The 22,751-nt window shown below is 58.0% G+C and carries 18 protein-coding genes; 8 read left to right on the top strand and 10 right to left on the bottom strand.

All coding sequences use genetic code 11. The features are described from left to right. Nucleotides 1-41 precede the first annotated feature (41 nt). On the top strand, nt 42-782 hold the full coding sequence (locus F3I21_RS10480; RefSeq protein WP_058780995.1) for a GntR family transcriptional regulator: 741 nt from the start codon (nt 42-44) through the stop codon (nt 780-782). Here F3I21_RS10480 and F3I21_RS10475 read toward each other — a convergent pair. The 8 genes from F3I21_RS10475 to F3I21_RS10440 all read right to left on the bottom strand — a co-directional run bounded on the left by F3I21_RS10475 (nt 769) and on the right by F3I21_RS10440 (nt 9,222). Then, entirely contained in the window at nt 769-1,749 is a 981-nt protein-coding gene (locus F3I21_RS10475) for a PfkB family carbohydrate kinase (RefSeq protein ID WP_150058847.1), read from the bottom strand. The two genes, F3I21_RS10480 and F3I21_RS10475, sit on opposite strands and share 14 nt — an antisense overlap. Further along, nucleotides 1,736-2,758: an ADP-ribosylglycohydrolase family protein gene (locus F3I21_RS10470; RefSeq protein WP_190286097.1), complete on the bottom strand. Its 1,023-nt coding sequence runs from the start codon at nt 2,756-2,758 to the stop codon at nt 1,736-1,738. Before F3I21_RS10470 ends, F3I21_RS10475 begins: the two co-directional genes overlap by 14 nt. Before the next feature lie 17 nt (nt 2,759-2,775). Beyond that, nucleotides 2,776-4,050, bottom strand: a complete 1,275-nt coding sequence (locus F3I21_RS10465; RefSeq protein ID WP_031279949.1) for a nucleoside permease — start codon at nt 4,048-4,050, stop codon at nt 2,776-2,778. A gap of 389 nt (nt 4,051-4,439) precedes the next feature. Continuing rightward, entirely contained in the window at nt 4,440-5,750 is a 1,311-nt protein-coding gene (locus tag F3I21_RS10460; RefSeq protein ID WP_021508813.1) for an MFS transporter, read from the bottom strand. A 108-nt stretch (nt 5,751-5,858) separates the two neighbouring features. Further along, nucleotides 5,859-6,497: an isochorismatase family protein gene (locus F3I21_RS10455; RefSeq protein ID WP_058758941.1), complete on the bottom strand. Its 639-nt coding sequence runs from the start codon at nt 6,495-6,497 to the stop codon at nt 5,859-5,861. A gap of 9 nt (nt 6,498-6,506) precedes the next feature. Next, nucleotides 6,507-7,208 (bottom strand): Asp/Glu racemase, encoded by a 702-nt coding sequence (locus tag F3I21_RS10450; protein ID WP_199188990.1) that lies wholly within the window; start codon nt 7,206-7,208, stop codon nt 6,507-6,509. Nucleotides 7,209-7,255: 47 nt separating this feature from the next. Next, a complete protein-coding gene (locus F3I21_RS10445; protein ID WP_021508810.1) occupies nt 7,256-8,077 on the bottom strand; it encodes an alpha/beta fold hydrolase in 822 nt (273 codons plus the stop codon). Then, entirely contained in the window at nt 8,074-9,222 is a 1,149-nt protein-coding gene (locus F3I21_RS10440; RefSeq protein WP_058758938.1) for an FAD-dependent monooxygenase, read from the bottom strand. Before F3I21_RS10440 ends, F3I21_RS10445 begins: the two co-directional genes overlap by 4 nt. 322 nt (nt 9,223-9,544) lie before the next feature. Between F3I21_RS10440 and F3I21_RS10435 the strand changes: the two genes are divergently transcribed. The 4 genes from F3I21_RS10435 to F3I21_RS10420 all read left to right on the top strand — a co-directional run bounded on the left by F3I21_RS10435 (nt 9,545) and on the right by F3I21_RS10420 (nt 15,271). Next, nucleotides 9,545-10,597 carry a 2,5-dihydroxypyridine 5,6-dioxygenase gene (locus F3I21_RS10435; protein WP_150058845.1) on the top strand — a complete coding sequence of 351 codons (1,053 nt, stop codon included), beginning with the start codon at nt 9,545-9,547 and terminating at the stop codon, nt 10,595-10,597. A gap of 78 nt (nt 10,598-10,675) precedes the next feature. Continuing rightward, nucleotides 10,676-11,137 (top strand): MarR family winged helix-turn-helix transcriptional regulator, encoded by a 462-nt coding sequence (locus F3I21_RS10430; protein WP_021508807.1) that lies wholly within the window; start codon nt 10,676-10,678, stop codon nt 11,135-11,137. A gap of 43 nt (nt 11,138-11,180) precedes the next feature. Then, a complete protein-coding gene (locus F3I21_RS10425; RefSeq protein WP_370515618.1) occupies nt 11,181-11,708 on the top strand; it encodes a (2Fe-2S)-binding protein in 528 nt (175 codons plus the stop codon). Then, nucleotides 11,705-15,271, top strand: coding sequence for a molybdopterin cofactor-binding domain-containing protein (locus F3I21_RS10420; RefSeq protein WP_150058843.1), 3,567 nt, complete (start codon nt 11,705-11,707; stop codon nt 15,269-15,271). The genes F3I21_RS10425 and F3I21_RS10420 overlap by 4 nt, the downstream gene beginning before the upstream one ends. A 21-nt stretch (nt 15,272-15,292) precedes the next feature. Here the strand turns inward: F3I21_RS10420 and F3I21_RS10415 are convergent, their stop codons facing one another. Both F3I21_RS10415 and F3I21_RS10410 read right to left on the bottom strand, forming a co-directional pair. After that, nucleotides 15,293-15,877 (bottom strand): NTP transferase domain-containing protein, encoded by a 585-nt coding sequence (locus tag F3I21_RS10415; RefSeq protein ID WP_150058842.1) that lies wholly within the window; start codon nt 15,875-15,877, stop codon nt 15,293-15,295. A gap of 53 nt (nt 15,878-15,930) precedes the next feature. Further along, nucleotides 15,931-17,307, bottom strand: a complete 1,377-nt coding sequence (locus F3I21_RS10410; protein ID WP_150058841.1) for an aldehyde dehydrogenase family protein — start codon at nt 17,305-17,307, stop codon at nt 15,931-15,933. Between the two features lie 480 nt (nt 17,308-17,787). On the opposite strand from F3I21_RS10410, the gene F3I21_RS10405 reads away from it, so the two are divergent. The 3 genes from F3I21_RS10405 (at nt 17,788) to F3I21_RS10395 (ending at nt 22,655) form a co-directional block, all read left to right on the top strand. Next, entirely contained in the window at nt 17,788-18,717 is a 930-nt protein-coding gene (locus tag F3I21_RS10405; protein ID WP_021508802.1) for a RepB family plasmid replication initiator protein, read from the top strand. A gap of 1,759 nt (nt 18,718-20,476) precedes the next feature. After that, nucleotides 20,477-21,676, top strand: coding sequence for an AAA family ATPase (locus F3I21_RS10400; RefSeq protein WP_058758933.1), 1,200 nt, complete (start codon nt 20,477-20,479; stop codon nt 21,674-21,676). Nucleotides 21,677-21,683: 7 nt separating this feature from the next. Then, nucleotides 21,684-22,655 (top strand): ParB family protein, encoded by a 972-nt coding sequence (locus tag F3I21_RS10395; RefSeq protein ID WP_150058840.1) that lies wholly within the window; start codon nt 21,684-21,686, stop codon nt 22,653-22,655. Nucleotides 22,656-22,751: the final 96 nt, after the last annotated feature.

Here is a 22,751-nt window from a genome sequence, read left to right as displayed (position 1 = left end):
AGCGGTTCCTGCCGCTGACCCGAGTGAGTGCCCTGCCCGCTATGACTGACCACAATGCGCTGTTGGCGCGGTTGACCACCACGCTGGCGACAGAGAGTCGCACGCCGCTGTATAAACGCTTTGCCAGTGCGATTAAAGAGGCAGTGCGCGATGGCACGCTGGTGCACGAAGAGATCCTGCCGGGCGAGCGCGAGTTCAGCCAGTCGCTGAACATTTCACGCATCACCGTGCGTAAAGCCATGGACGAGCTGGAAAAAGAGGGCGTCGTGTTCCGTTCCCGCGGCTACGGCACGCAGATTTGCAGCCAGTTTGAATATTCACTCAAAGAGCCAAAAGGATTGTCGCAGCAGGCGGTGCTGCGCGGTAAAACGCCGGACACCGTGTGGATCAACAAAAGCAAAATTGCCTGCAGCGCAGAGATCGCCGAAAAGCTGGGGCTAAGCACAGGCAGCGATGTCTATTTGCTGAAACGTATTCGCTATGTCGACCGCCAGGCGGTCTCGGTTGAAGAGTCATGGGTGCCGGCGCGCTACATTGCCGATGCCGATGAGATTGGTATTTCGCTGTATGACTATTTTCATCGCCAGCAGATCCTGCCGGTGAAATCCCAGAGCCGGGTCAGTGCGCGTATGCCGGACGAAGCCCTGCAGCAGCAAATTGCCCTGCCCGCCAATGTGCCGGTGCTGGTGATTAAGCAGCTGGCACTCGACGCACAGGGCAATCCGCTGGAGTACAGCATCAGCTACTGCCGCAGCGATATGTACGTGTTTATTGCTGAGTAAGGCGTTGCTGCCAGTAAGCGCGCAGGGTGGCGCGATCGGGCGCACAGTCGCCACCGCGCCGGGAAACCACATACGACGCCACTGCGTTGCCCAGCGCAACGCTCTCCGCCAGTGACCAGCCGGACGCTAATCCCGCCAGTAATCCGCCAGCATGGCTGTCGCCCGCGCCGATAGTATCGACCACCGTTGTCGCCAGTGCGGGCACCCAGCCCTGCGCCTCAGCGTCGATGTATCCGGCACCTTCGCTGTCCAGCCTTAACACCATTGCGCCGCCAAACTGCTGCTGCCAGCGCGCCATCAGCTGATGGGCGTCGAAAGGTTCGGATGCGCGCAGACGCTCATGCCACAGCAGCTCCGCTTCCTGCCTGTTCACTGTAATCAGTGGCTGCAGCGCCATGATGCGCGCAAACTGCGCCTCGCCGATGTCCGCCAGCCGCGGGCCAAAATCCACCAGCAGCTGAAACGGCGGTGCCTGCTGCTCCAGCCAGTCGATCAGCACCTCGCCGCTTTTGCTGGTGAGCTGATAACCGGAGAGATAGATCCAGCGCTGCGCCGGCTGCGGCAATGTGCGCAACAGCGCGGCGTCCCATTGGTTTTCCACGCCACTGACGGAAAGAAAGGTGCGCTCGCCATCCGGCTCGACCAGCGCCAGACACCAGCCATTATCACCGTGCGCATTTTCCAGTACGCTCTGCACACCGTATTCCGCCAGCTTCTGTCGCACGATACTGGCCCAGATACCGTTCCCCAGCGGCAGCGCGTTGATAGAAGGAATGCCGAGACGATGCAGCGCAATGGCGACGTTGAGCGCACAGCCGCCAACGTTCACGCCCTGCTGATGCAGTTCGATGTCGCTGCCGCGATACGGCAACGTCCAGGCATCGGCAATCACATCCACTACCGCCGCCCCCACCACGCACACCGGCAACCGGCCCGCCAGTCGGGACAGATCGTCAGGCGGCAGCATAGGCGGCCTCACGCTGCTGGCGGAAACGGACAAACGCGCGGCTATAATGGGTGAAATCCAGCGCGTTAGCGGCATCCAGCTCCGCTTTTAGCTGCGCATCGATCGCGTCGATACCGTGCAGCGCGCCGCAAATGGCAACCGCCATCGCGCCGATGGTATCCGTATCGCCGCCGAGATTGGCGCACAGAATGGCGCAGCGGTTGGGATCGGTGGCTGCCAGTTCGACCATAGCGATCGCTGCCGGTACCGATTCAATGGTGCTGGTGCCGGTACCGACCAGATCGTAGATCTGCTGCATGGTCGACTCGGTGCCCCTGCCCTGCGCGACCACCTGCAACGCCAGTTCGATGCGGGCCGCCATCGCCGCACTGAAAGTGGTGACGCGCCGCTCCTGTGCCGCACGAGCAATCGCCGGCAGTTCGTCACGAATCGTTGCCCAGTCGGTGCCGTCAATCGCGCGGGAGATTGCCCAGGCGATCGCGGTGGCACCGGCAATCGCCACGTCGGATTTGTGCGTCGGGCTGGAGGCCAGCGCGACAGCATCAATAAAGGCCGGCAGGTCACGCGCCGGCAGCAGACAGCCCAGCGGCGAGACGCGCATCGCCGCGCCGTTGGTCAGGCCGTTATTTTCCAGCTGCGCCACCGGCGTACCGTTTTTCAGCGCGTTAAGCGCGATTTTGGAGGTGGGTCCGAGCACATTTTTGTTAAAGGCATCAAACGCTTCCGCCCAGCGCAGAATATTGACGCCGATGGTTTCCGCATCAATTTCGCCGTCGTGGCTGATAATGGCATCGGCCAGCGCCAGCGCCATTGAGGTGTCGTCAGTGAAAGCCGCCCGGCCAAAGTAGCAGGCGGCATTGTTTTCTGCCGGGCCGGGCAGGAAGCGATCGATCCAGCCGAAGTGCTGTTTCACGCGGCTGCGCGGCCACAGTTCCGATGGCATGCCCATCGCATCGCCCAATGCCTGGCCGTAAAATGCGCCCAAAATCCGTTTTTCCTGGTGTGTCATCGTCATGGTTACATCTCTTATTTATGGCTGTCAGCGGTTGCTGAGTTTTCAAAAGCGGTTAATTCATCACTGCGTTTTTTGCCGTCGCGGAACAGGACGATAAAGGCAATAGTGATGATGACAATCATCACGCTGCCAAACATCCACATCCCCGCCCAGTTGAATGTCTGGCCGTTGCGCGGCTGGTCATACGCGAACATCTCCTGCATCAGATAGCCGCCGAGGCGGTAACCCAGCAGGCTGCCGATGCCCTGACAGGCCAGGGTGATCAGGCCCTGCGCAGCGTTACGCATCGCCACCGGCGCTTTCTTATCCACATAAATGTAGGCGGTGATGAAATAGAAGTCGTAGCTGACGCCGTGCAGCAGAATGCCCATAAACAGCAGGCCGAAGGTCAGCAGGTTTTGATCGCCGCCGAACACAAAGAACACGTAGCGCAGCGCGGCGGTAACCAGGCCGAGCAGCAGCACTTTGCCGATGCCGAAGCGTTTAATGAAGAACGGCAGCGCCAGCAGGAAGAAGATTTCTGATACCTGGCCGAGCGTCATCCAGCCGGTGGCGTGGGGCAGACCGACTTCGGTCAGATATCCCTCAGCGAAGATGTAGTAGAACGCCAGCGGCATACTGAACAGGAATGAACAGACGAAAAATACGAGGAAGCTGCGATCTTTCAGCAGATGCAGTGCGTCGAGGCCGAGCGCCACGCGCAGGCTGAACTTGCCGGTGCTTTTGGGTTCGGTGGCTGGCAGGGTCAGGGCGAACAGGCCAAGCAGCAGCGAACTGGCCGCGGTGATCAGCAACGGTACATTGCTGGCGGAGATATCGCCAAAGCCGAGCAGCGGCGGCAGGAAACCGCAGGCGATGCCGGAGGCGATCCAGCCGATAGTGCCCATCACGCGGATGCGCGGATAGTCGCGCTCCACATCACCGACGTGGGAAAACGCAATACTGTTGGTCAGCGCAATGGTCGGCATATAGGTGAGCGCATACAGCAGCAGCAGCGGAAAGAAGCTGCTGAAGTGCGTCTGCTGTGCGGCAAAGAACATCAGGATCGCGCCGGCGATGGTCAGCAGCGATAACACTTTCTGTGCCTGGAAGAAACGGTCAGCCAGCGAGCCGACCAGAATCGGTGACAGGATGGCAGCGATGGAGGTACAGGCGTAGCACCAGGCGATCTCAACCGGCGAAAAACCGTTTTTGCTGAGAAACGCCCACAGCGGCACGAACCATGCCCCCCAGATAAACCACTCTAAGAACATCATGAACGACAGCTTTGGAATTGTAGTTTTCATCGAAATAGACTCCCCGGTGTTGGTAGAACCAATCTAGCACCAGAATAGATACCTTTATAATACCTTTAGCTGATAGTTTGAGCTATCCCACAAGATTTTTACCTTATGGATAACCGATAAGCGAGGAGGATTGGGTGCGGGTGGGCGTGACGGTCTGGCGGGGTGTGAAGCTGCATTATGCGGCTGTGAGGCGGTCGCCATGAATGGCGTAATCCTTGTCAGTTATCTTTGAATTTGTACATAAATGATTGCACTTATCGTAGCGGCGCAATTTATTGCGCGATGAATCGCGCCGCTACGAATTTGTGCGTATTGCAGTTTCTGAACTATTCGGCATTACGCCATCGATGGCAATCCATCAGCGATCGTTAAAATAGGTAAGGTATTCGCTACCGATTCACCAGCTTTGCTGGCAGCGCGACCACCAACAGCGAGCTGAGCAGCAGACACACGGCGAAGAACCACAGCGCGCCGTTGCTGCTGCCGGTGAGGTCCAGCGCCACGCCCATCACGGAATTACTCACCAGTCCGGCGATATTAGCGATCGAACAGGCCAGCGCAAAACCCGCCGCGGCCGCCGTACCTTTCAGGAACGTAGCGGGCAGACTGAAAAACACCGGCACCGCCCCGATAATCATCGCCTGCGCAATCGAGAACAGCAGCACGGTCATCGCCACGTTATGAGCAAAGAAGGTGCTGGTCCCCATCGCTGCCGCGCCAATAATAAACGGAACGATGATGTGCCAGCGGCGTTCACGCAGGCGGTCTGAGCTGGCACCAATCGCCAGCATGCCAATCAACGCCGCCAGGCTGGGGATCGCCGTCAGATAGCCAATGGTGGTGATATCGGTGGTGCCGGCATTCTTGATAAAGGTCGGCATCCAGAAACCCATGGCGTAAGCGCTGAGCAGAATCGAGAAATCGATGCCGCCGAGCATCACCACGCGAATATTCAGCAGACCATCACGCAGGCTGTGTTTCAGCCCTTTGGCGTCACCTTCATCGCGCGCCAGTTCGCGAAGCACCGCCTGCTTCTCACTGCTGCTGAGCCAGCTGGCGCTCTCGACGCTGTTCGGCAGCAGCCAGAACGTCAGCACACCCAGTAATACGCTGGGCAGGCCTTCCAGCAGAAACAGCCACTGCCAGCCGCGCATGCCGTAAACCTCATGAAAATGCCCCATGATCCAGCCGGAAAGCGGTCCGCCAATCAGGCTGGAGAGCGGCAGGCCAATCATAAACAGCGCAATGATGCGGCTGCGGCGCCATGAGGGAAACCATTTGGTGAGATAGAACAGCACGCCAGGCAGAAAACCGGCTTCGGCCGCGCCGAGGAAAAAGCGGATGATGTAGAACTGGGTCGGCGTTTGCACCAGCAGCGTGGCGGTCGAGAGCAGGCCCCAGGTAATCATAATGCGCGCGATCCAGATCTTTGCGCCGACCCGCTGCAGGATTAGGTTGCTCGGCACTTCAAACAGGATATAGCCGACAAAAAACAGCCCGGCACCCAGACCAAACGCAGTCTCGCTCAGCGCCAGATCGCTCGCCATCTGTAGCTTAGCCAGGCCGATATTGATGCGATCAAGATAGGCCGCGAGATAACACAGGCAGAGAAACGGAATCAGCTTCCAGGTGATTTTGCGATAAATCGAAGCGGTGTCTTCGGCTGCCAGCGCAGCAGGACGGGTTGAAACGTCAGTCATGGTGTTCTCCGGGCGCAATAACCCCGTCGTCGGGGAGATGTTGTTATGCGTCTCAGCCGCAGCCGAAACGGACTGTTTGTGCGCACTCCGTGCAGGTGAAACGCGCCCTTAACGGGCGCTGAACTTCCCGAGATACTCCAGCGCCGCGGCTTTACTTACCACGTCGCCATATTTACTGTCGATATCAAATAAATTGGCCTGATGCGGCGCATCATGGCGATCGCCCACGCATTCGCGCACCACCATGGCGCGAAAACCGTATTGCAACGCATCCACTGCGCTGGCGCGGATGCAGCCGCTGGTGGAGCAGCCGGCGATCAGCAGCGTATCGATGCCCTGCGCCACCAGCATCGATGCCAGAGACGTGCCAAAAAACGCGCTGGCATACTGTTTGGTGATCACCACTTCTGCGGCAAGCGGCTGCACCGCCGGACAAAACGCGGCGAGCGGATTGCCCTCCACCATGTCACGCATCACCGGGGCTTTCTGCACCCAGATCCCGCCGTCCTGCTGATGCTGCGGATGGTAGCGAATCTGCGTATGGATCACCGAAATCGCGCACTGGCGCGCCGCCGCCAGCAGGCCCTGCGCAGCGGCCACCGCCTCCACCACGCCCGGGGCAAATAGCGCGGCGCCCGGCGTGGTGTAGCCCTGCAGAAAGTCGATCATCAGCAGCGCCGGACGCTGACCAAAACCGATGCGGTTGCCCCAGACACCGGCGTAGTTATCACTGACACTCTGGCTCATGCTTTCTCCTTACCACGCACCGGACAGCAGTGCGCCCGCGCCCGGCACCACCGGCTCCAGCTCCAGCGCCTTCAGCAGAGCGTACGTGGTGGCAATGGCGGCCGTAATTACCGGCTTGCCGGTCTGCGCCTCCACTTTTGCCACCGCCGGCAGCGATGGCATCTGCACGCAGGCCGACAGCACCACCACGTCAACATCCGTCAGCGTCATGTCCGCCACGATGCCGGGTAAATTGGCCGGGTCGTGGCGGGCGACGGCGAGGTTATCGGCAATTTCCAGCGCGCGCCACTGCTTTACCTCAATCCCTTCGCGCTGGATGTAATCCACCACCAGCTCGGTCAGCGGCTTCATGTAGGGCGCCACCAGCGCGATCTTCTTCGCGCCCATAATATGCAGCGCATCGACCAGCGCGCCGGCACTGGTGATCACCGGTGCCAGCGCCTCGTTGTCGCGCGTGACCTGCGTCAGGCGCTGCTGCGACTGGCGATGATAGCCCGGGCCCATCGCCATGATCGCCACCAGACAGGCATAGCCGAGCACGTCAACGCGCGCGTCGGACAGCTCCAGCGCACAGCGGTCGGACTCTTTATCCATCGCCGCCAGTTCATCTTTATTGACGTGCTTCATGCGCATACGGCTGGAGTGGAAGGTAAACCGCTCCGGGCGAATCAGCTGGCGCGCCTGCAGCATGGCGGGAATTTCGGTTTCCATGGTGATGTTGGAACTCGGCACAATCTGGCCGATACGATACGAACGCGTCATGGCTGCGTCTCCGGAGTCAGTGAGGGGCCAAGGAAGGTGCCAAAGGCATTAAAGAAGCCGTGAAAATCATCCCACGGGATCATGTGACCGGCGCCGGCTACCCGGCTGATCTCAATGGTCGGCAGCAGCTCGCGGATTTCGGCTTCATCTTCCGCCTGAATGACGCCGCCCTTGCCTGCCACCATCAGCAAGGTTTTTGCCGGCAGCTGAGGGAAATATTGATGGATATCGAGCTGGTGAAAATCGTCGTAGGCGCGACGGATGGCTGGCGTATAGCAGGTGTGCAGCCACTCGGCGCGCAGCTGGCGCTGGTCATCGCTCCAGGCCGGGCAGTATTGCTTCATGGCTTCAGCGTCCATGCCGCGCTGCGCGTCGCGAATGGAATCTTCATACCACGGCCACTGCCCCGGATAGAGACGCCGTCCCGGACCGGAAACCGGCGGATCGATCAGCGACAGCGACAGCACGCCGGCTGGCTGTTTCACCGCCGCACGCATGATGAAGCGCGCGCCCATCGAATGGCCAACCAGGTGATAGCGCGTCAGCCCCAGCGCATCCGCGAAGGCGTTGATGTCATCGGCGCAGCTCTCCATGCCGTAATCCAGCCCTTCACCGCTGCTGGAGAGCCCGCGACCGCGCACGTCCAGTACCCAGGTATCAAAATGCTGCGCAAAAACTTCCGCCACAAAACCCCAGGTGATTGCCGGGCTGGTGATACCCGGTACGAGGATCAGCGCGGGCCCGCTGCCGCCGTAGCGCAGATAGTGCTGGCGAATGCCGTTGGCCTGTACCTGACCGCCGTGCATAAAACGGCTCATGAAGTCACCTCGCTTTTCAGCGGCGCGGCAAACACGTCGTAGCCGTACACCCAGGCCGGATCTTCCTGGGTGCGCAGGAAAGTATTGGCGTTAGAGACGGCCTGCACGCGCGACGCACGTTCTTTGCGGTTGGCTTCATACAGGCGGAATGCGGTGCGATAATCATCAAGACCGGTTTCCGTCAGGCAGCGCGACAGCATGGCGGCATCTTCAATGGCCATCGCAGCGCCCTGCGCCATGTGCGGTTTCATCGGATGGCAGGCATCACCCAGCAGCACAATGCGCCCTTCGCTCCATACCGGCAGCGGCTGGCGGTTGAGCAGCGGCCATTTGGTGACCGATTCGCTGCACTCGATCAGCGCCTGTACCACCGGATGGTAGTGACCAAAGGTTTCCAGCATCTCCTGCTGACTACTGTCAACGAAGCTGCCTTTGATATCCCACGCCGGGTGCGGCACACCGGAGACGTAATAATATTCGTCGCGCGCTTTGGTGGTGTAATAGACCATCAGATGACGATCTTCAGACCACCACTTCACGCAATCTTCAAAGCTGAGGTTGTATTTACGCAGTTGTTCGCCGCGGATCAGCGCACGGTGCGCCACCCAGCCGCTGTAAGTGGGCGCTTCCACCCCCAGCAGATGCTCACGCAGTTTTGAGTTAATGCCATCCGCGCCAATCACGATATCCGCGCGCGCTTCGCTGCCATCCTGAAAACGCAGCACCACATCGCTGCCGCTGTCTTCGACGCTGCTCAGGCACTTACCGAACTGGACGCTGCCCGGCTGCAGACTGGTCATCTGCATGGCCTGCAAATCGCCCCGGTGCACCGTGACATAAGCCGCACCGTACTCTTTGCGCGCATAAGCGCCCAGCGGAATGCGTGACAAATACTCCCCGGTCTCGCCGTCGCGGCTGAACCAGAAATCGGGATGCGAAGCCAGATCCTCCAGCTGCTGTTCGATGCCCATGCGGCGAAACACCTTGAGCACGTTCGGCCCCATGTGGATGCCGGCACCCAGACGGGAGAAAGCCGGGCTTTGTTCGTAGACCGTGACATGAAATCCCGCTTTCTGTAACAGCGAGCCGGCGGCAAGCCCGCCCAGCCCGGCGCCGATTACCGCGATGCGTTTCATATTGCTCATATTTTCCTCTCACACAGACGCTGATTTGAAGGTATGCACGCGGATAAACGATCAAACCCGACAGTGAATTTATAGTGCATACACTTTAATTATTGAGGTTATGACACTGTTAAAAGCAACCGTATTTACAGTGAAAACTCGATAACATGATGTTAATCACAGCCTGATGATAAGGTTAAATAGGCTTTTCTTATGTCAAAAAGAAATGCTTGCACTGTTCTTCGCAACACGTCTATAACAAACATATAAAGCGTGTTCGCTATAAATAGCTGAAGTTTTGCGCAGCAAATTGTCTGACATCTAACCCTGAGAGGAAACCGCCATGGCAGTAAATCAGAGCCAGTTAGGCCAGATGTTCGAGCAGGTTTTACGGCTGTCGAAAGTCGACGCCAGCCAGAGTGTCGCCATCCTGAAAAGTCACTATTCCGATGCACGCACCGTGCAGGCCGCCACTGATGCTGCACTACGATTGGGCGCGAAGGTGTACTGCGTTGAGCTGCCGGCCTTCAATCACCCGACGGCAATGGGTAACGACATGACCGCCTACTGCGGTGATACCGCGCTTACCGGCAACATTGCCGCGCAGCGCGCGCTGGAAGCGGCGGATCTGATCGTCGATACCATGATGCTGCTGCATTCGCCGGAGCAGGAACAAATCCTGAAAACCGGGACACGAATTTTGCTGGCCGTCGAGCCGCCGGAAGTATTGGCACGAATGTTGCCAAACGAAGAGGACAAGTCGCGCGTGATGGCTGCGGCGGCGGTGCTGGAAAAAGCGCGCATGATGACGGTGAAATCGCCGGCTGGCAGTGATTTTCGTGCCCCGCTCGGCCAGTACCCCACGGTAACGGAATATGGCTACGCGGATGAGCCAGGCCGCTGGGATCACTGGCCGAGCGGCTTCCTGTTTACCTGGCCGAATGAAGATCAGGCTGAAGGCGTGCTGGTGCTGGACGTCGGCGACATCCTGCTGCCGTTTAAATCTTACGCGCGTGAACGTATTACGCTGGAGATTGAGCAGGGCTTTGTCACCCACATCCACGGCGGCTTTGAGGCTGAGTATCTGCGCGATTACATGCGCTACTTTAACGATCCGGAAGTGTACGGTATTTCCCACATCGGCTGGGGGCTGCAGCCGCGCGCGCAGTGGACAGCGATGGGATTACACGACAAAAACGACGGCATGTGTATGGACGCGCGCGCCTTCTACGGCAACTTCCTGTTTTCGACCGGACCGAACACCGAAGTGGGCGGTAAGCGCAAAACGCCGTGCCATATGGACATTGCTCTGCGCCGCTGCGACATCAAAGTGGACGATTTGCTGGTGGTGGCGGAAGGTGAAGTGGTGGCACCGGAGGCCTCACGCGCGCGTTAATCGTGCGCAGGGAACGGCTGTCAGCGCAGTGACAATGCATTACACTGCCTGACAGTTTCCGGGAAAAAGGATAAAGGCATGTCGCACCAGCAGGATCCGCGCGCAGACCAGCGCTATGACTATACCGAGCAGGTTGGCCATCTGTTGCGCAAGGTGTATCAACGCCATGCGGCGATTTTTCAGCAACACGTCGGTGATTCACAGATCACCGCCGTGCAATTTATTACCCTCTGTGCGCTGCGCGATCGCGGTCCGAGCGCACAGAACGATTTAGTGCGCTATACCGCCGTCGATCAGGCCACCATTCGCGGTGTGGTTGAGCGTCTTAAGGCGCGCGATCTGGTCAGTCTGGGTCCCGATCCCACCGACAAACGCAAAGTGATTGTCATGCTGACCGATGCAGGCCACCGCCTGATTGACAGCACGACTGATAACGCGATGCGCATCACCGAAATGACTTACGGGCAGCTGAATCCGGCCGAACGGGTCGCGCTGATTTATCTGCTGAAGAAAATGCTGGACGATACGAGCCAGCCCTAACCCGGGGCGCTTAGCCGCCTCGCTAAGGCGGTTAATAATGAAAATGCTGGCACATCAGACTGCCACACCGGTTTCACCTGCATCCACGTGCCATTACGCCCTTGAGGTGAACGGTGCGACTCACCCCATCAGCAGCTATCGCGATACCTCGCTGCTGCTGGTGCTGCGTAATCAACTCCAGCTTAACGGACCCAAATATGGCTGCGGCCTGGGCGAATGCGGCGCCTGCACCGTGCTGATCGATGGCGTTGCCGCGCGCACCTGCGTCATCCCGGCGTATGGCGTGCGTCAGCGCGCTATCACCACGCTGGAAGGCCTGGGCAACCGCGAAGCACTGCATCCGGTGCAGCAGGCGTTTATTGAGGCGCAGGCCGCACAATGCGGTTACTGCCTTAACGGCATGATCATGACCACCGCCGCGCTGCTGCGCGCTCAGCCCTGCCCTGATGACCGGCAGATACGTGCAGCGCTGAGCGGTAATCTGTGCCGCTGTGGCACCCATCAGGAGATTCTGTGCGCGGTGAAGCGCGCCATCACCTTATGCCTGCAGCAGGCGGAGGCGGCATCATGAGTGCGGCGAATGTACCCACGCAGCAGCAGTTGCTGGCAGCCAGCGACGTCCTGTTGATTGTCGATGAGATTCAGCCGCCGCCAGGGCTGGTACCCAAAGGCCAGACGCCGACGCTGAAAGCCAAAGAGCGCGCACTGTTTCTGGCTATTGACGGTTCCGGCAGCGTCTGGGCCTTCAATGGCCATGTCGATCTCGGCACCGGGGTGAAAACCGCGCTGACGCAAATCGTCGCCGAAGAGCTCAATCTGCGCATGGATCAGGTGCAAATGGTACTGGGCGATACGCTGCGCGTACCCAACCAGGGCGCCACCATCGCCAGCGCCACATTGCAAATTTCTGCCGTACCACTACGTAAAGCGGCTGCAACGGCGCGCCAGTGGCTGTTACAACAGGCCGCCGCGCGCTGGCAGCTGCCGGTGGAGAGCATCACGCTGGACAGCGGTTTCCTGCAGCACCCCGGCGGTGAGCAATTGTCATTTGCCGAACTGGTGCAGCAGCAGCGCAGCATCGTGCCGATTGATCATCAGGTAACACTCAAGCCCGCAAGTGAATATCGCTTAGTTGGTACCAGCTCGGCGCGGGTAGATATTCCCGCCAAAGCCACCGGCGAACTGACGTGGGTGCATGACCTGCGCGTGCCCGGTATGCTGCACGGCCGGGTCATCCGTCCACCGTATGCGGGCTATGACACCGGCAGCTTTGTCGGCACCTCATTGCTCAGCATTGACGAAAGCTCGATCGCGCATCTCGAAGGCATCGTGAAAGTGGTGCAGATCGCGGATTTTGTCGGCGTGGTGGCCGAGCGCGAGGAGCAGGCCATCGCCGCGATGGACGCGTTACAGGTGCGCTGGAAGCCGTGGGAACACAGCCTGCCGGACCTGCGAGATATCGAACAGGCTATTCGTGATAATCCCCGCACCTCGCGCGTGGTGCATGACAGCGGTGAAGTGGATGCCGCGCTGGCGAATGTCGCGCAGCGTTTTACCCGCAGCTATGTCTGGCCCTATCAGCTGCATGCGTCGATTGGCCCTTCCTGTGCGGTGGCCGACTATCAGCCTGATTCGCTGCAGGTGTGGAGCGGCACGCAGAACCCGCACCTGCTGCGCGCCGATCTGGCATGGCTGCTGGAGAGGCCGGAAGAGACTATTGAAGTGAACCGCATGGAAGCCGCCGGTTGCTATGGTCGCAACTGCGCCGATGACGTGGCCGCCGATGCGGCGCTGCTGTCACGCGCGGTGGGCCAGCCGGTGCGGGTACAGCTGACGCGCGCCCAGGAGCACGTGTGGGAACCGAAAGGCACTGCGCAGCTGATGGAGGTGGACGGCGGGCTGGACGCGCAGGGCAATCCGCAGGTGTATGATTTCACTACGTCTTATCCATCCAACGGCGCACCCACCCTTGCGCTGCTGCTGACCGGCCGCGTCGATCCGGTGGCGCTGGCGTATGAAATGGGCGATCGCACCTCCATTCCACCTTACGATTTTCCCCATCTGCGCGTCACCATTGAGGACATGGCGCCGATTGTACGCGCCTCGTGGATGCGCGGCGTTTCAGCCCTGCCCAACACCTTTGCCCATGAATCCTATATGGATGAGCTGGCCCACGCGGCAGGCGTCGATCCGGTGGAGTACCGGCTGCGCTACATTCAGGACGATCGCGCCGCCGAGCTAATGCGCTCCACCGCTGCGCGCGCAGACTGGACGCCGCGCACCGCCATTCAGCAGACCGCCAGCGAACCCGGCATTTTGCGCGGGCGCGGTTTTGCCTACGCACGCTATATTCACAGCAAATTTCCCGGCTTCGGCGCCGCCTGGGCTGCCTGGGTCGCGGATGTCGCGATTGATAAGCAAAGCGGCGAGATCGCCGTTACGCGCATCACCGTGGGCCATGATGCCGGCATGATGATCAACCCGGAAGGGGTAAAGCATCAGATTCACGGCAATGTCATTCAGTCCACCAGCCGGGTGCTCAAAGAACAGGTGACAATTGAAAGCAACCTGATCGCCAGCCAGGAATGGGGCAGCTACCCGATCCTGACGTTTCCGGAAGTGCCAGATATCGACGTGATGATGGTGCCGCGCCCGCACGAACCGCCGCTCGGCGCGGGGGAATCCGCGTCAGTGCCCAGCGCCGCGGCCATCGCTAACGCGGTATTTGATGCCACCGGTATCCGTTTTCGCGAATTGCCCATCACCGCTGACAAACTGCGTCAGGCGCTGAACGGCCCCGATCCGCAGCCGGAGCCACAGCTGGCGGCACCGGCCCAAGCCGCCCGCCGCCGCAGCCGAAAATGGGCGCTGGGTGGCGTAACAGGATTGCTCGGCCTCGCCGCTGGCGTGGCGATCAACGCGCTGCCGTGGCGCGCACCGATTGCGCCCGTGACACCCCCGGCCGCCGGAAGCTGGTCGGCAGAGATGCTGGAACGCGGCCGTCAGGTGGCCGCCGCCGGTGACTGCGCGGTATGCCATACCACGGAAGGCGGCGCGACCAATACCGGCGGCCTGAAGATGGATACGCCGTTTGGCACGCTGTACACCACCAACATCACGCCAGATAAACAGACCGGCATCGGTAGCTGGTCATTTAACGCCTTCGATCGCGCCATGCGCGAGGGCATCAGCCGCGACGGTCATCATCTCTATCCGGCGTTTCCCTACACCAGCTTTCGCCAGCTGAGCGAAGGCGATATGCAGGCGCTGTACGCCTGGCTGATGTCGCAGCCAGCGGTACAGCAGGCACCGCCAGAGAACCAGATGCGCTTTCCCTATAACCTGCGTTTCCTGATGGCGGGCTGGAACGCGCTCTACCTGGGGCGCGGCGAATACCAGCCTGACCCCCGTAAAAGCGCCGAATGGAATCGCGGTGCCTATCTGGTGAACGGGGCCGGACACTGCGGCGCCTGCCACTCGCCGCGTAATCTGCTGGGCGCGGAAAAACGCGGGGACAATTTCCTCGCCGGTGGCTGGGTCGACGGCTGGGAAGCGCCCGCGCTCAATCAGCTGAATAAAGCCCCGCAGCCGTGGACCGCGCAGTCGCTGTATAACTACCTGCGCAGTGGTTACGATGCGCAGCACGGCGTTGCCGCCGGACCGATGGCACCGGTGGTAAGCCATCTCGCCACCCTGCCGGAAGCCGACGTGCGCGCCATGGCCAGCTATCTGGCAGACATTAATGGTCAGGCAGCGCGCCCTGTCGCTGCGCCAGCGGCAAAACCGGCATGGAACACTGCCGCGGGGGAACGGTTGTTTAAAGGCGCCTGTCAGGCCTGCCACAGCGCCAGCGAGGGCGGACCGCAGTTGTTTGGCGTCAGCCCATCGATGGCCAACAGCAGCAGCATAACCAGCGCGACGCCGGATAATCTGTTACAGGTGGTGCTGCACGGTATCGACAAACCGGCAACCGATGCGCTCGGTTATATGCCCGGCTTTGCCGCCAGTTTGTCGGATAAGCAGGTTGCGGATATTGCTGCCTGGCTGCGCCAGCGCTACGCGCCTGATGAACCGGCGTGGCAAGATCTGACTGAAAAGGTGGCGCAGGTACGCACTAATCCCGGCAGCCACTGACCCAGTCAGGCGTGCTGCCGGTCAGCGGCTTGCCCCGGATCGTGGCAGATCCGCGTCGCGGATCGTGCCCTGATGGGCCGGCAGAGTGATGAGAATAGCCGGGTCAAGCAGCGCGCGGGCACCGCTGTCGCCCTGCAGTTGAACGAGCGCCGCGCCATAGTGCGCGGCAAATCCCACCGGGTGGCCCGGCTGATTTTGCCAGCTGAGCCGTACCTGCGGCGCACCGTTGCGCAGCGCCTGCGCCACGCATTGATGATCCTCCGCCCTCACCCACGCCATATCACCCGGTACGATCAGCCAGCCATGCCAGTGGGCGGTGGCCCGCACGCCAGCGGCAATGCTTTCACCGCTGCCGGCGCTGGCAATAGTGCAGGTCGCGACGCCGCACTGCTGTGCCAGCTGTTGAATGGCGCCATCTTCCGGCCGGATAATGAGGAGAAGCGGCAAACCGCTGCGCTGCGCCTGCTGCAGCGTCAGCTTCAGCAGCGGCTGAGGCACGCCATTATCGTCAGGATACGGCGCCAGCAGTTTATGTCCGGTACCGCCGGCCTGACGAAAGCGGCTGCCGAGACCGGCAGCAAGGATAAGAATGCCTGGCGTCTGCATACAAGGATTGCTTCCGAAAGTTGGGGCGCACAGTATGGCGCGCCCCGGCCGGGTTAGCGACGGTTTTTCCACACCGTCTGGATGTTACAGAACTCGTGCACGCCGAAGCTGGAGAGTTCGCGGCCATAACCACTCTTTTTCACGCCACCGATAGCGACGCGCGGATCTGAGGCGCCGTTGCCGTTGATAAACACCGCGCCGGTTTCCAGCTGCTCTGCCAGTTCCTGCGCCAGCGCTTCATTGCCGCTCCACACGGTGGCGCTCAGGCCAAACTCGCTGTCATTCGCCAGCTGCAGTGCATGTTGCGCATCGCGCGCGACGGTGATCGCCGCCACCGGCCCGAAGATCTCCTGACGAAAAGCGGTCATCGCGGGCGTGACGTCGGCAAGAATGGTTGGCGCATAATAGTTGCCGACGCCCTCGATCTTGTGGCCGCCCAGCACCAGACGTGCACCCTGCTGCAGGGTTTCCTGCACCTGATGATCGAGTTCATCGCGCAGATCGTAGCGTGCCATCGGACCGATATAAGTCTCTTCCTGCAGCGGATCGCCCACTTTCAGTGCCTGCACGGCTGCGCTAAAACGCGCCTCAAACGCTTCTGCGATGCTCTCTTCAATAATGAAGCGTTTGGCTGCCATACACACCTGCCCGCTGTTCTGGTAGCGTCCTGTGACCGCTGAGGCCACTGCCGCATCCAGATCGGCATCCGCCAGCACGATAAAAGGATCGGCGCCGCCTAACTCCAGCACGGTTTTTTTCAATACCGCACCGGCCTGAGCGGCGATAGCCCCACCAGCACGCACGCTTCCGGTCACGGCGATAGCCGCGACGCGCGGATCTTTAATGGCTGCAGAAACACCGTCGTTATCAACGTTGATTACATTGAATGCCCCGCGCGGCAAATCGGTTGCGGTAAACAGTTCCTGCATCAGCCAGGCGCAGCCCATGACGCTTGGAGCGTGTTTCAGCAGGTAGGTGTTGCCCGCCAGCAGCATGCTGACCGCGCCGCGCAGGACCTGCCAGTAAGGAAAATTCCACGGCATCACCGCCAGGATCACACCGAGTGGACGAAACGATTGCCAGGCCTGCTGGTTTTCCACCAGCGTGGGCTGATCGGCCAGCATTGCCGGTCCGTGTTCAGCATACCAGTCACACAGGCTGGCGCATTTCAGGACTTCGGCACGCGCCTGCGCAATGGGTTTACCCATTTCCAGCGTGGCGAGCGTAGCCAGCTGATCCTGACGCTGGCGCAGCTGCTCACCCAGCTGGCGCAGCACCTTCACGCGCTGTGCCATCTCTGTGTTACGCCACTGCGCAAAGGCGCTGGCGCTTTGCTGTAAAGCCGTTTCCAGCTCGGCTGCACTTTGCAGGGGATAAGTGGCAATGATTTCGCCGCTGGTGGGATTACGTGAAATAACGTGATCAGTCATAAGATGCCTTCGTCAGATATTCGGGTTGATCAGAGTAGGATCTACCTTACGCCAGCCATCAGGTGATGAAAAATGAATAGATGAGAGCAAGTTGTTCACCTGAAATGAATTGAGAGACAGCGCAGGCCGGAAGATTTTCACTTTCCACCCTCACAGGGTGATTTAAAGACGTAAGCGAGTATTCTGCAGGTAACGCTTATCAGCATCAGTCGCCTCAACGGGTTATCCACTTATACAGTGATTAGATCTTAAAGAAAGATCATAAAGAGATCTAAAAGAGATCCTAAGAGATCCCCGATCGCGGCAGGCCGCACCCGACAAGGGCTGAGAAGGTGATCGTGTTCACTATAATCAGTAAAGTGTCCACTATAGTCAGTACTTTATTCACTATAGACAGTAGAATGTTCACTATAAACAGTGTTAATGTTCACTGTAATCAGATACCGATCCTTTTCATCCACAGAATGAAGATCTCAGGCTATGGCAGATAAAGAGAGTGAAAACAAGGCGTTACTTGAACCTTTTCTGTCGGTGACGAAAAACAGTGGTGAAGTTATTCAGCTTCATCCCAATAAAAATAACACCGTACAACCGGTCGCATTGATGCGCCTGGGTCTGTTTGTTCCTACCCTGAAGTCAACGGCGCGCGGAAAATCCGGCGCGATGGCTTCAACCGATGCCACCAAAGAGCTCAAAAACCTGTCGCTGGTGAAAGCGGAAGGCTATGAAAAGATTACCATCACCGGCGCACGGCTGGATATGGATAATGATTTCAAAACCTGGGCCGGCATCATTCAGTCTTTCTCGCGTTATCCGTCTAAGGGCGACACCGTCACGCTGCCGTTTATCGATTTCGTCAAGATGTGCGGTATTCCCTCGGCCAACTCGTCCGCGGCGCTGCGTAAGCGTCTTGACGCCTCGCTGCGACGTATCGCAACCAATACCCTGTCGTTTGAGGGGAATGGTAAAGCCTACCACACGCACCTGGTGCAGTCGGCTTACTACGATCGTGAGAAAGATCTGGTGCGTATTCAGGCCGATCCTAAGCTGTTTGAGCTGTATAACTTCGACCACAAGGTGCTGCTGCAGCTGCGTGCTATCTCGCGCCTCAAGCGTAAGGAGTCGGCGCAGGCGCTGTATACCTACCTGGAAAGCCTGCCCACTAATCCGGCGCCTATCTCCCTGGCGCGCTTACGCATGCGTCTTAATCTCGGCTCAAAAACCACCACGCAAAACCATGTGGTGCGGCGCGCCATGGAGCAGCTGAAAGAGATTGGCTATCTGGACTACTCCGAAGTGAAACGGGGCCGTTCGGTATTTTTCATCATCCACAGTCGGACACCCAAACTCGATGGTATCAGCAATCTGGAAAGTATCGATTCGCTGGAAGACCTCGATTTCGAAGACTGACTTCACCCATTCACTGTAATCAGTCAGCTCTCTTCGCGTAGTGTCACTGAGCCTAAAAGTGACACTGCTGCTTTCCCCTCATTCACTGTAATCAGCACAACCTAATCTGTTCACTGTAATCGGTACCATTCACTGTAATCAGTGGTCGCTGCCGGTATTGCCTGTTCCGTAAAAACCCTCCAACCTTCCTTTTCCTGCCTAACAGCGCTTTTATTGATAGTGTGTACTTACCAGGTGGGTTGACAGACATCTTGTCTGTGCCTTCAGATACCGTCTGGCTGATTACAGTGAATGTCTGGTCTGCCGGGCGATTCTGCTGACCACAGTGAACACAAATGCATACGACCTCACTGATTACAGTGAACGCTTTATCGTATTTGACTGAAAATTAAACGTAATAAACGATATACAGTAATACATTCACTGTATTCAGTAATTATGCTGTAAAAGTAACCAGTAAAAGTGACAGGGTTGGTCACTATCACTGATTACAGTGAATCGTGGGAGGGATTACCGATTATAGTGAACGTCATTTCATGACGAAACGGCCCTCTGCGTTGTCTGACTTTTACTGATTGCTGTGAACGTTCTCAACACTCCCCTACCCTCACCGCTGGCATTGGCCTGTAAGGGAAGGAAAGCCAGCTACTGACTACAGTGAACGTTATCGGGCTGAGGCTAAGCGGGCATGTACTGATTACAGTGAACGTGTGCGTCAGGTACTGCTGCCTCAAAGCGCAGCGCGCGCGAACCCGGCTACTGATTACAGTGAATGCTCAGTCAGGCAGGTCAGCAATTCAGGCTTAAACGCGCTTTTCCTTCTACTGACTACAGTGAATGCGCCGCAGCGATCAGGTTATGAATATCTGATAACGGTCACATTACTGATTACAGTGAACATTGACGAAAAGGCATTCATAGTTTACTGACTACAGTGAATGTCGGTGGCATAGACGTCGCAGTTTACTGATTACAGTGAATCTTATATCTGCATCAATCGATGCGCTGGCAGATTACCGCCAGTAAGGTGGCTCTAAACATGGCACTGCACGATGCTCGCCGCGACGCAACCCAATCTTCCTGCAGGCGATGCTCCCCAGCCCGAAATCGCACACCGCGTAATTCTCATCGTGTGCAGCTTCTCCCCTTCTCACTGGCTGGCAGCACCCCCTCATACCGTGCGTTGCAGGCAGTCAGTGAGGGAAGAATGTAGTGGGCTTGTGCTGACTACAGTGAATCCTGACCATTTGGTGAGCGGATGATGCGCGGAATCACTGACTACAGTGAACATTTACTTTTGCGCACTTGCTCACCTGGCGCCGGTAGCGCTGTTCCTGCGCTAAAGAGTTACTGATTACAGTGAATCTTCCGGCAGGGTTACTGATTGCAGTGAATGTTACGCTGAGTACAGTAAACACATTCCATTTCTTTACGCCACCCGCTGATTACAGTGAACGTGCGGGCTGCTCTGTCAGGTAACGGCGCGCCGTATTTCACCGTAATTGACCGCTTCAGCCAGACATGTCGGTTACAGATTACAGTGAACAGTGGCAGAGTGCTGCCCTTACGCCGATCACATTTTCATCAATTGATGAGTAATCAATCAACGCGCGCTACTGACTGCAGTGAACGTCTGGTTTAACCCCCTATTGCAAAAGGTCTTTTTACAACGCGAGCCGATGATGAACAGATGAGATAGATTTGCCTCATGTGCAGGATTTCGGTATAAAGTCATAAATCCTACATGTGTGGAGCAAGTATGGCTAACGATGAGAAGCAGGTTCTGAAAGTCGCTCAACGCTCAGAAAGAATGCTGATGAGCCTGACGGAGCAGATTCAGGCGCAAAAAGAAGAGTTGCACGAGAATACTTTTTACCAGGTTTATGCCAAAGCGGCGTTAGCCAAGTTGCCCAGGCTGACGCGCGCCAGTGTCGATTACGCGGTTAACGAGATGGAAGAAAACGGCTATCCGTTTGATAAGCGCGCGGCCGGCAGTTCCACCAAGTACGCGATGTCGATCCAAAATATTATCGACATCTACCATCATCGCGGCGTCCCGAAATACCGCGATCGCCATCCTGAAGCGTTTACGCTGTTTGTCGGTAACCTGAAAGGCGGTGTGTCTAAAACCGTTTCCACCGTATCACTGGCGCACGCGCTGCGCGCGCATCCGCACCTGCTGTTTGAAGATTTACGTATCCTGGTGATCGATCTCGATCCGCAGTCTTCGGCCACCATGTTCCTGAATCATGAACGTTCGGTCGGTTTGGTTGAGGCCACCGCAGCACAGGCGATGCTGCAAAACGTCAGCCGCGAAGAGCTGAAAAGCGAATTTATTGTGCCATCGATTATTCCTGGCGTTGACGTACTGCCCGCCTCAATCGATGACGCCTTCATTGCTTCACGCTGGGAAGAGCTGTGTGCGGAGCATTTGCCGCAGCAAAACGTGCATGCAGTGCTGTATGAAAACGTGGTGGCTAAGCTGAAAAAGGATTACGACTTCATCTTTATTGACAGCGGCCCACATCTGGATGCCTTCCTGAAAAACGCCATTGCCGCTTCCGATTTGCTGATGACGCCGGTGCCGCCGGCACAGGTTGATTTCCACTCCACGCTGAAGTATCTGACGCGCCTGCCCGAGCTTATCGACATCATCGAAGAGTCGGGTGCCACCTGCCGGTTGCAGGGCAATATTGGTTTTATGTCCAAGCTGTCGAATAAAGCGGACCACAAGATGTGTCACAGCCTGGCGAAAGAGATATTTGGCGGCGATATGCTGGATGCGGCGCTGCCGCGGCTGGATGGCTTTGAACGCTGCGGTGAATCGTTTGATACGGTTATCTCCGCTAACCCATCTACCTATGTCGGCAGCAGCGAAGCCCTGAAAAACGCGCGTTCGGCGGCAGAAGACTTTGCCAAAGCCGTCTTTGATCGTATTGAATTTATCCGCCTGAACTGAGGTTATTATGAGCGCAAAAAGAATCACTATTGGCCGCACCTTCAGCCAGAGCCCGTTACAAAATGAACCTAGCGAGGATGGCCACTCCCAAACGTTTATACTTTCCACCGGTAAACGCGCCGTGTTCACCCTGGAACACATCACCGCAAAAGAGATAGAAGAAAGAACGTACGTGGTGATGGAAACCAACGGCCGTGACCAGTCCGGTCTCACGCCAGAATCACTGCGCGATATCATCCGTACCATTAAACTGCAGCAGTTCTTCCCGGCCATTGGCGTGAAGCGTGGCGATCGGATTGAAATCCTCGATGGTTCGCGTCGTCGGGCGGCCGCGCTGCACTGTAAAACCGGGCTGGATGTGCTGGTTACCGACGTTGCCATCTCTGCCGAAGAAGCCCGTCGTCTGGCGCAGGATATCCAGACCGCGCGTGAGCATAATCTGCGTGAAGTCGGCATGCGTTTGATGTCCCTGAAAGACAGCGGCCTGTCGCAAAAAGAGATTGCGCAGAGTGAAGGGCTGTCTCAGGCAAAAGTAACCCGCGCGCTGCAGGCTGCCAGTGTGCCGCTGGAACTAGTCACCCTGTTCCCGAACCATTCAGAGTTGACCTATCCTGACTACAAAACGCTGTTGCAGGCCTACGAAAAACTGCAGGAAACCGGTCAGACGGTAGACGCTCTGATTGAAACCATCGGTATGGATGTGGACAGCGTCTGTGCGCGTGAAGGCCTGGCGGAAGACGAAGTCAAGAATGGCATCCTGCGGCTGGTTCGTAACGGCAGCCAGACGCTGGTGCAGGCGCCGGCTAAAGATAAAGTGGTGGCGACACCGCTGTGGACCTTCGCGGATAAAGACCGTTACGCCCGTAAGAAAACGCGCGGACGCATGTTTAGCTATGAGTTTAACCGCCAGTCCAGAGAATTACAGGAAGAGCTGGATCGCGTTATCACCGAGACGCTGAATAAGTATCTCAATCAGTAGTAGCGCTTTACCTCCGATGACCAGCAATCTGTAGTAGCACAATCCCGTACAACCTGAACCGTGCCGCTACAGATTGTTACTTCACCACCTGATTTC

The sequence above is a fragment of the Pantoea sp. B_9 genome (genome assembly GCF_008632015.1).
In the GTDB taxonomy this organism is placed as follows: Bacteria; Pseudomonadota; Gammaproteobacteria; order Enterobacterales; family Enterobacteriaceae; genus Pantoea; species Pantoea dispersa.
Note: the sequence above shows the minus strand (reverse complement) of the source record. Positions and strands in the feature narration are given on the sequence as shown.

Coding starts and splice junctions, on each gene's coding strand:
- F3I21_RS10395 (WP_150058840.1), top strand. CDS start 21,684: ATGAGCGCAAAAAGAATCACTATTGGCCGCACCTTCAGCCAGAGCCCG.
- F3I21_RS10405 (WP_021508802.1), top strand. CDS start 17,788: ATGGCAGATAAAGAGAGTGAAAACAAGGCGTTACTTGAACCTTTTCTG.
- F3I21_RS10450 (WP_199188990.1), bottom strand. CDS start 7,208: ATGGAAACCGAAATTCCCGCCATGCTGCAGGCGCGCCAGCTGATTCGC.
- F3I21_RS10420 (WP_150058843.1), top strand. CDS start 11,705: ATGAGTGCGGCGAATGTACCCACGCAGCAGCAGTTGCTGGCAGCCAGC.
- F3I21_RS10440 (WP_058758938.1), bottom strand. CDS start 9,222: ATGAGCAATATGAAACGCATCGCGGTAATCGGCGCCGGGCTGGGCGGG.
- F3I21_RS10475 (WP_150058847.1), bottom strand. CDS start 1,749: ATGCTGCCGCCTGACGATCTGTCCCGACTGGCGGGCCGGTTGCCGGTG.
- F3I21_RS10480 (WP_058780995.1), top strand. CDS start 42: ATGACTGACCACAATGCGCTGTTGGCGCGGTTGACCACCACGCTGGCG.
- F3I21_RS10400 (WP_058758933.1), top strand. CDS start 20,477: ATGGCTAACGATGAGAAGCAGGTTCTGAAAGTCGCTCAACGCTCAGAA.
- F3I21_RS10435 (WP_150058845.1), top strand. CDS start 9,545: ATGGCAGTAAATCAGAGCCAGTTAGGCCAGATGTTCGAGCAGGTTTTA.
- F3I21_RS10470 (WP_190286097.1), bottom strand. CDS start 2,758: ATGACACACCAGGAAAAACGGATTTTGGGCGCATTTTACGGCCAGGCA.
- F3I21_RS10425 (WP_370515618.1), top strand. CDS start 11,181: ATGCTGGCACATCAGACTGCCACACCGGTTTCACCTGCATCCACGTGC.
- F3I21_RS10460 (WP_021508813.1), bottom strand. CDS start 5,750: ATGACTGACGTTTCAACCCGTCCTGCTGCGCTGGCAGCCGAAGACACC.
- F3I21_RS10445 (WP_021508810.1), bottom strand. CDS start 8,077: ATGAGCCGTTTTATGCACGGCGGTCAGGTACAGGCCAACGGCATTCGC.
- F3I21_RS10415 (WP_150058842.1), bottom strand. CDS start 15,877: ATGCAGACGCCAGGCATTCTTATCCTTGCTGCCGGTCTCGGCAGCCGC.
- F3I21_RS10430 (WP_021508807.1), top strand. CDS start 10,676: ATGTCGCACCAGCAGGATCCGCGCGCAGACCAGCGCTATGACTATACC.
- F3I21_RS10465 (WP_031279949.1), bottom strand. CDS start 4,050: ATGAAAACTACAATTCCAAAGCTGTCGTTCATGATGTTCTTAGAGTGG.
- F3I21_RS10410 (WP_150058841.1), bottom strand. CDS start 17,307: ATGACTGATCACGTTATTTCACGTAATCCCACCAGCGGCGAAATCATT.
- F3I21_RS10455 (WP_058758941.1), bottom strand. CDS start 6,497: ATGAGCCAGAGTGTCAGTGATAACTACGCCGGTGTCTGGGGCAACCGC.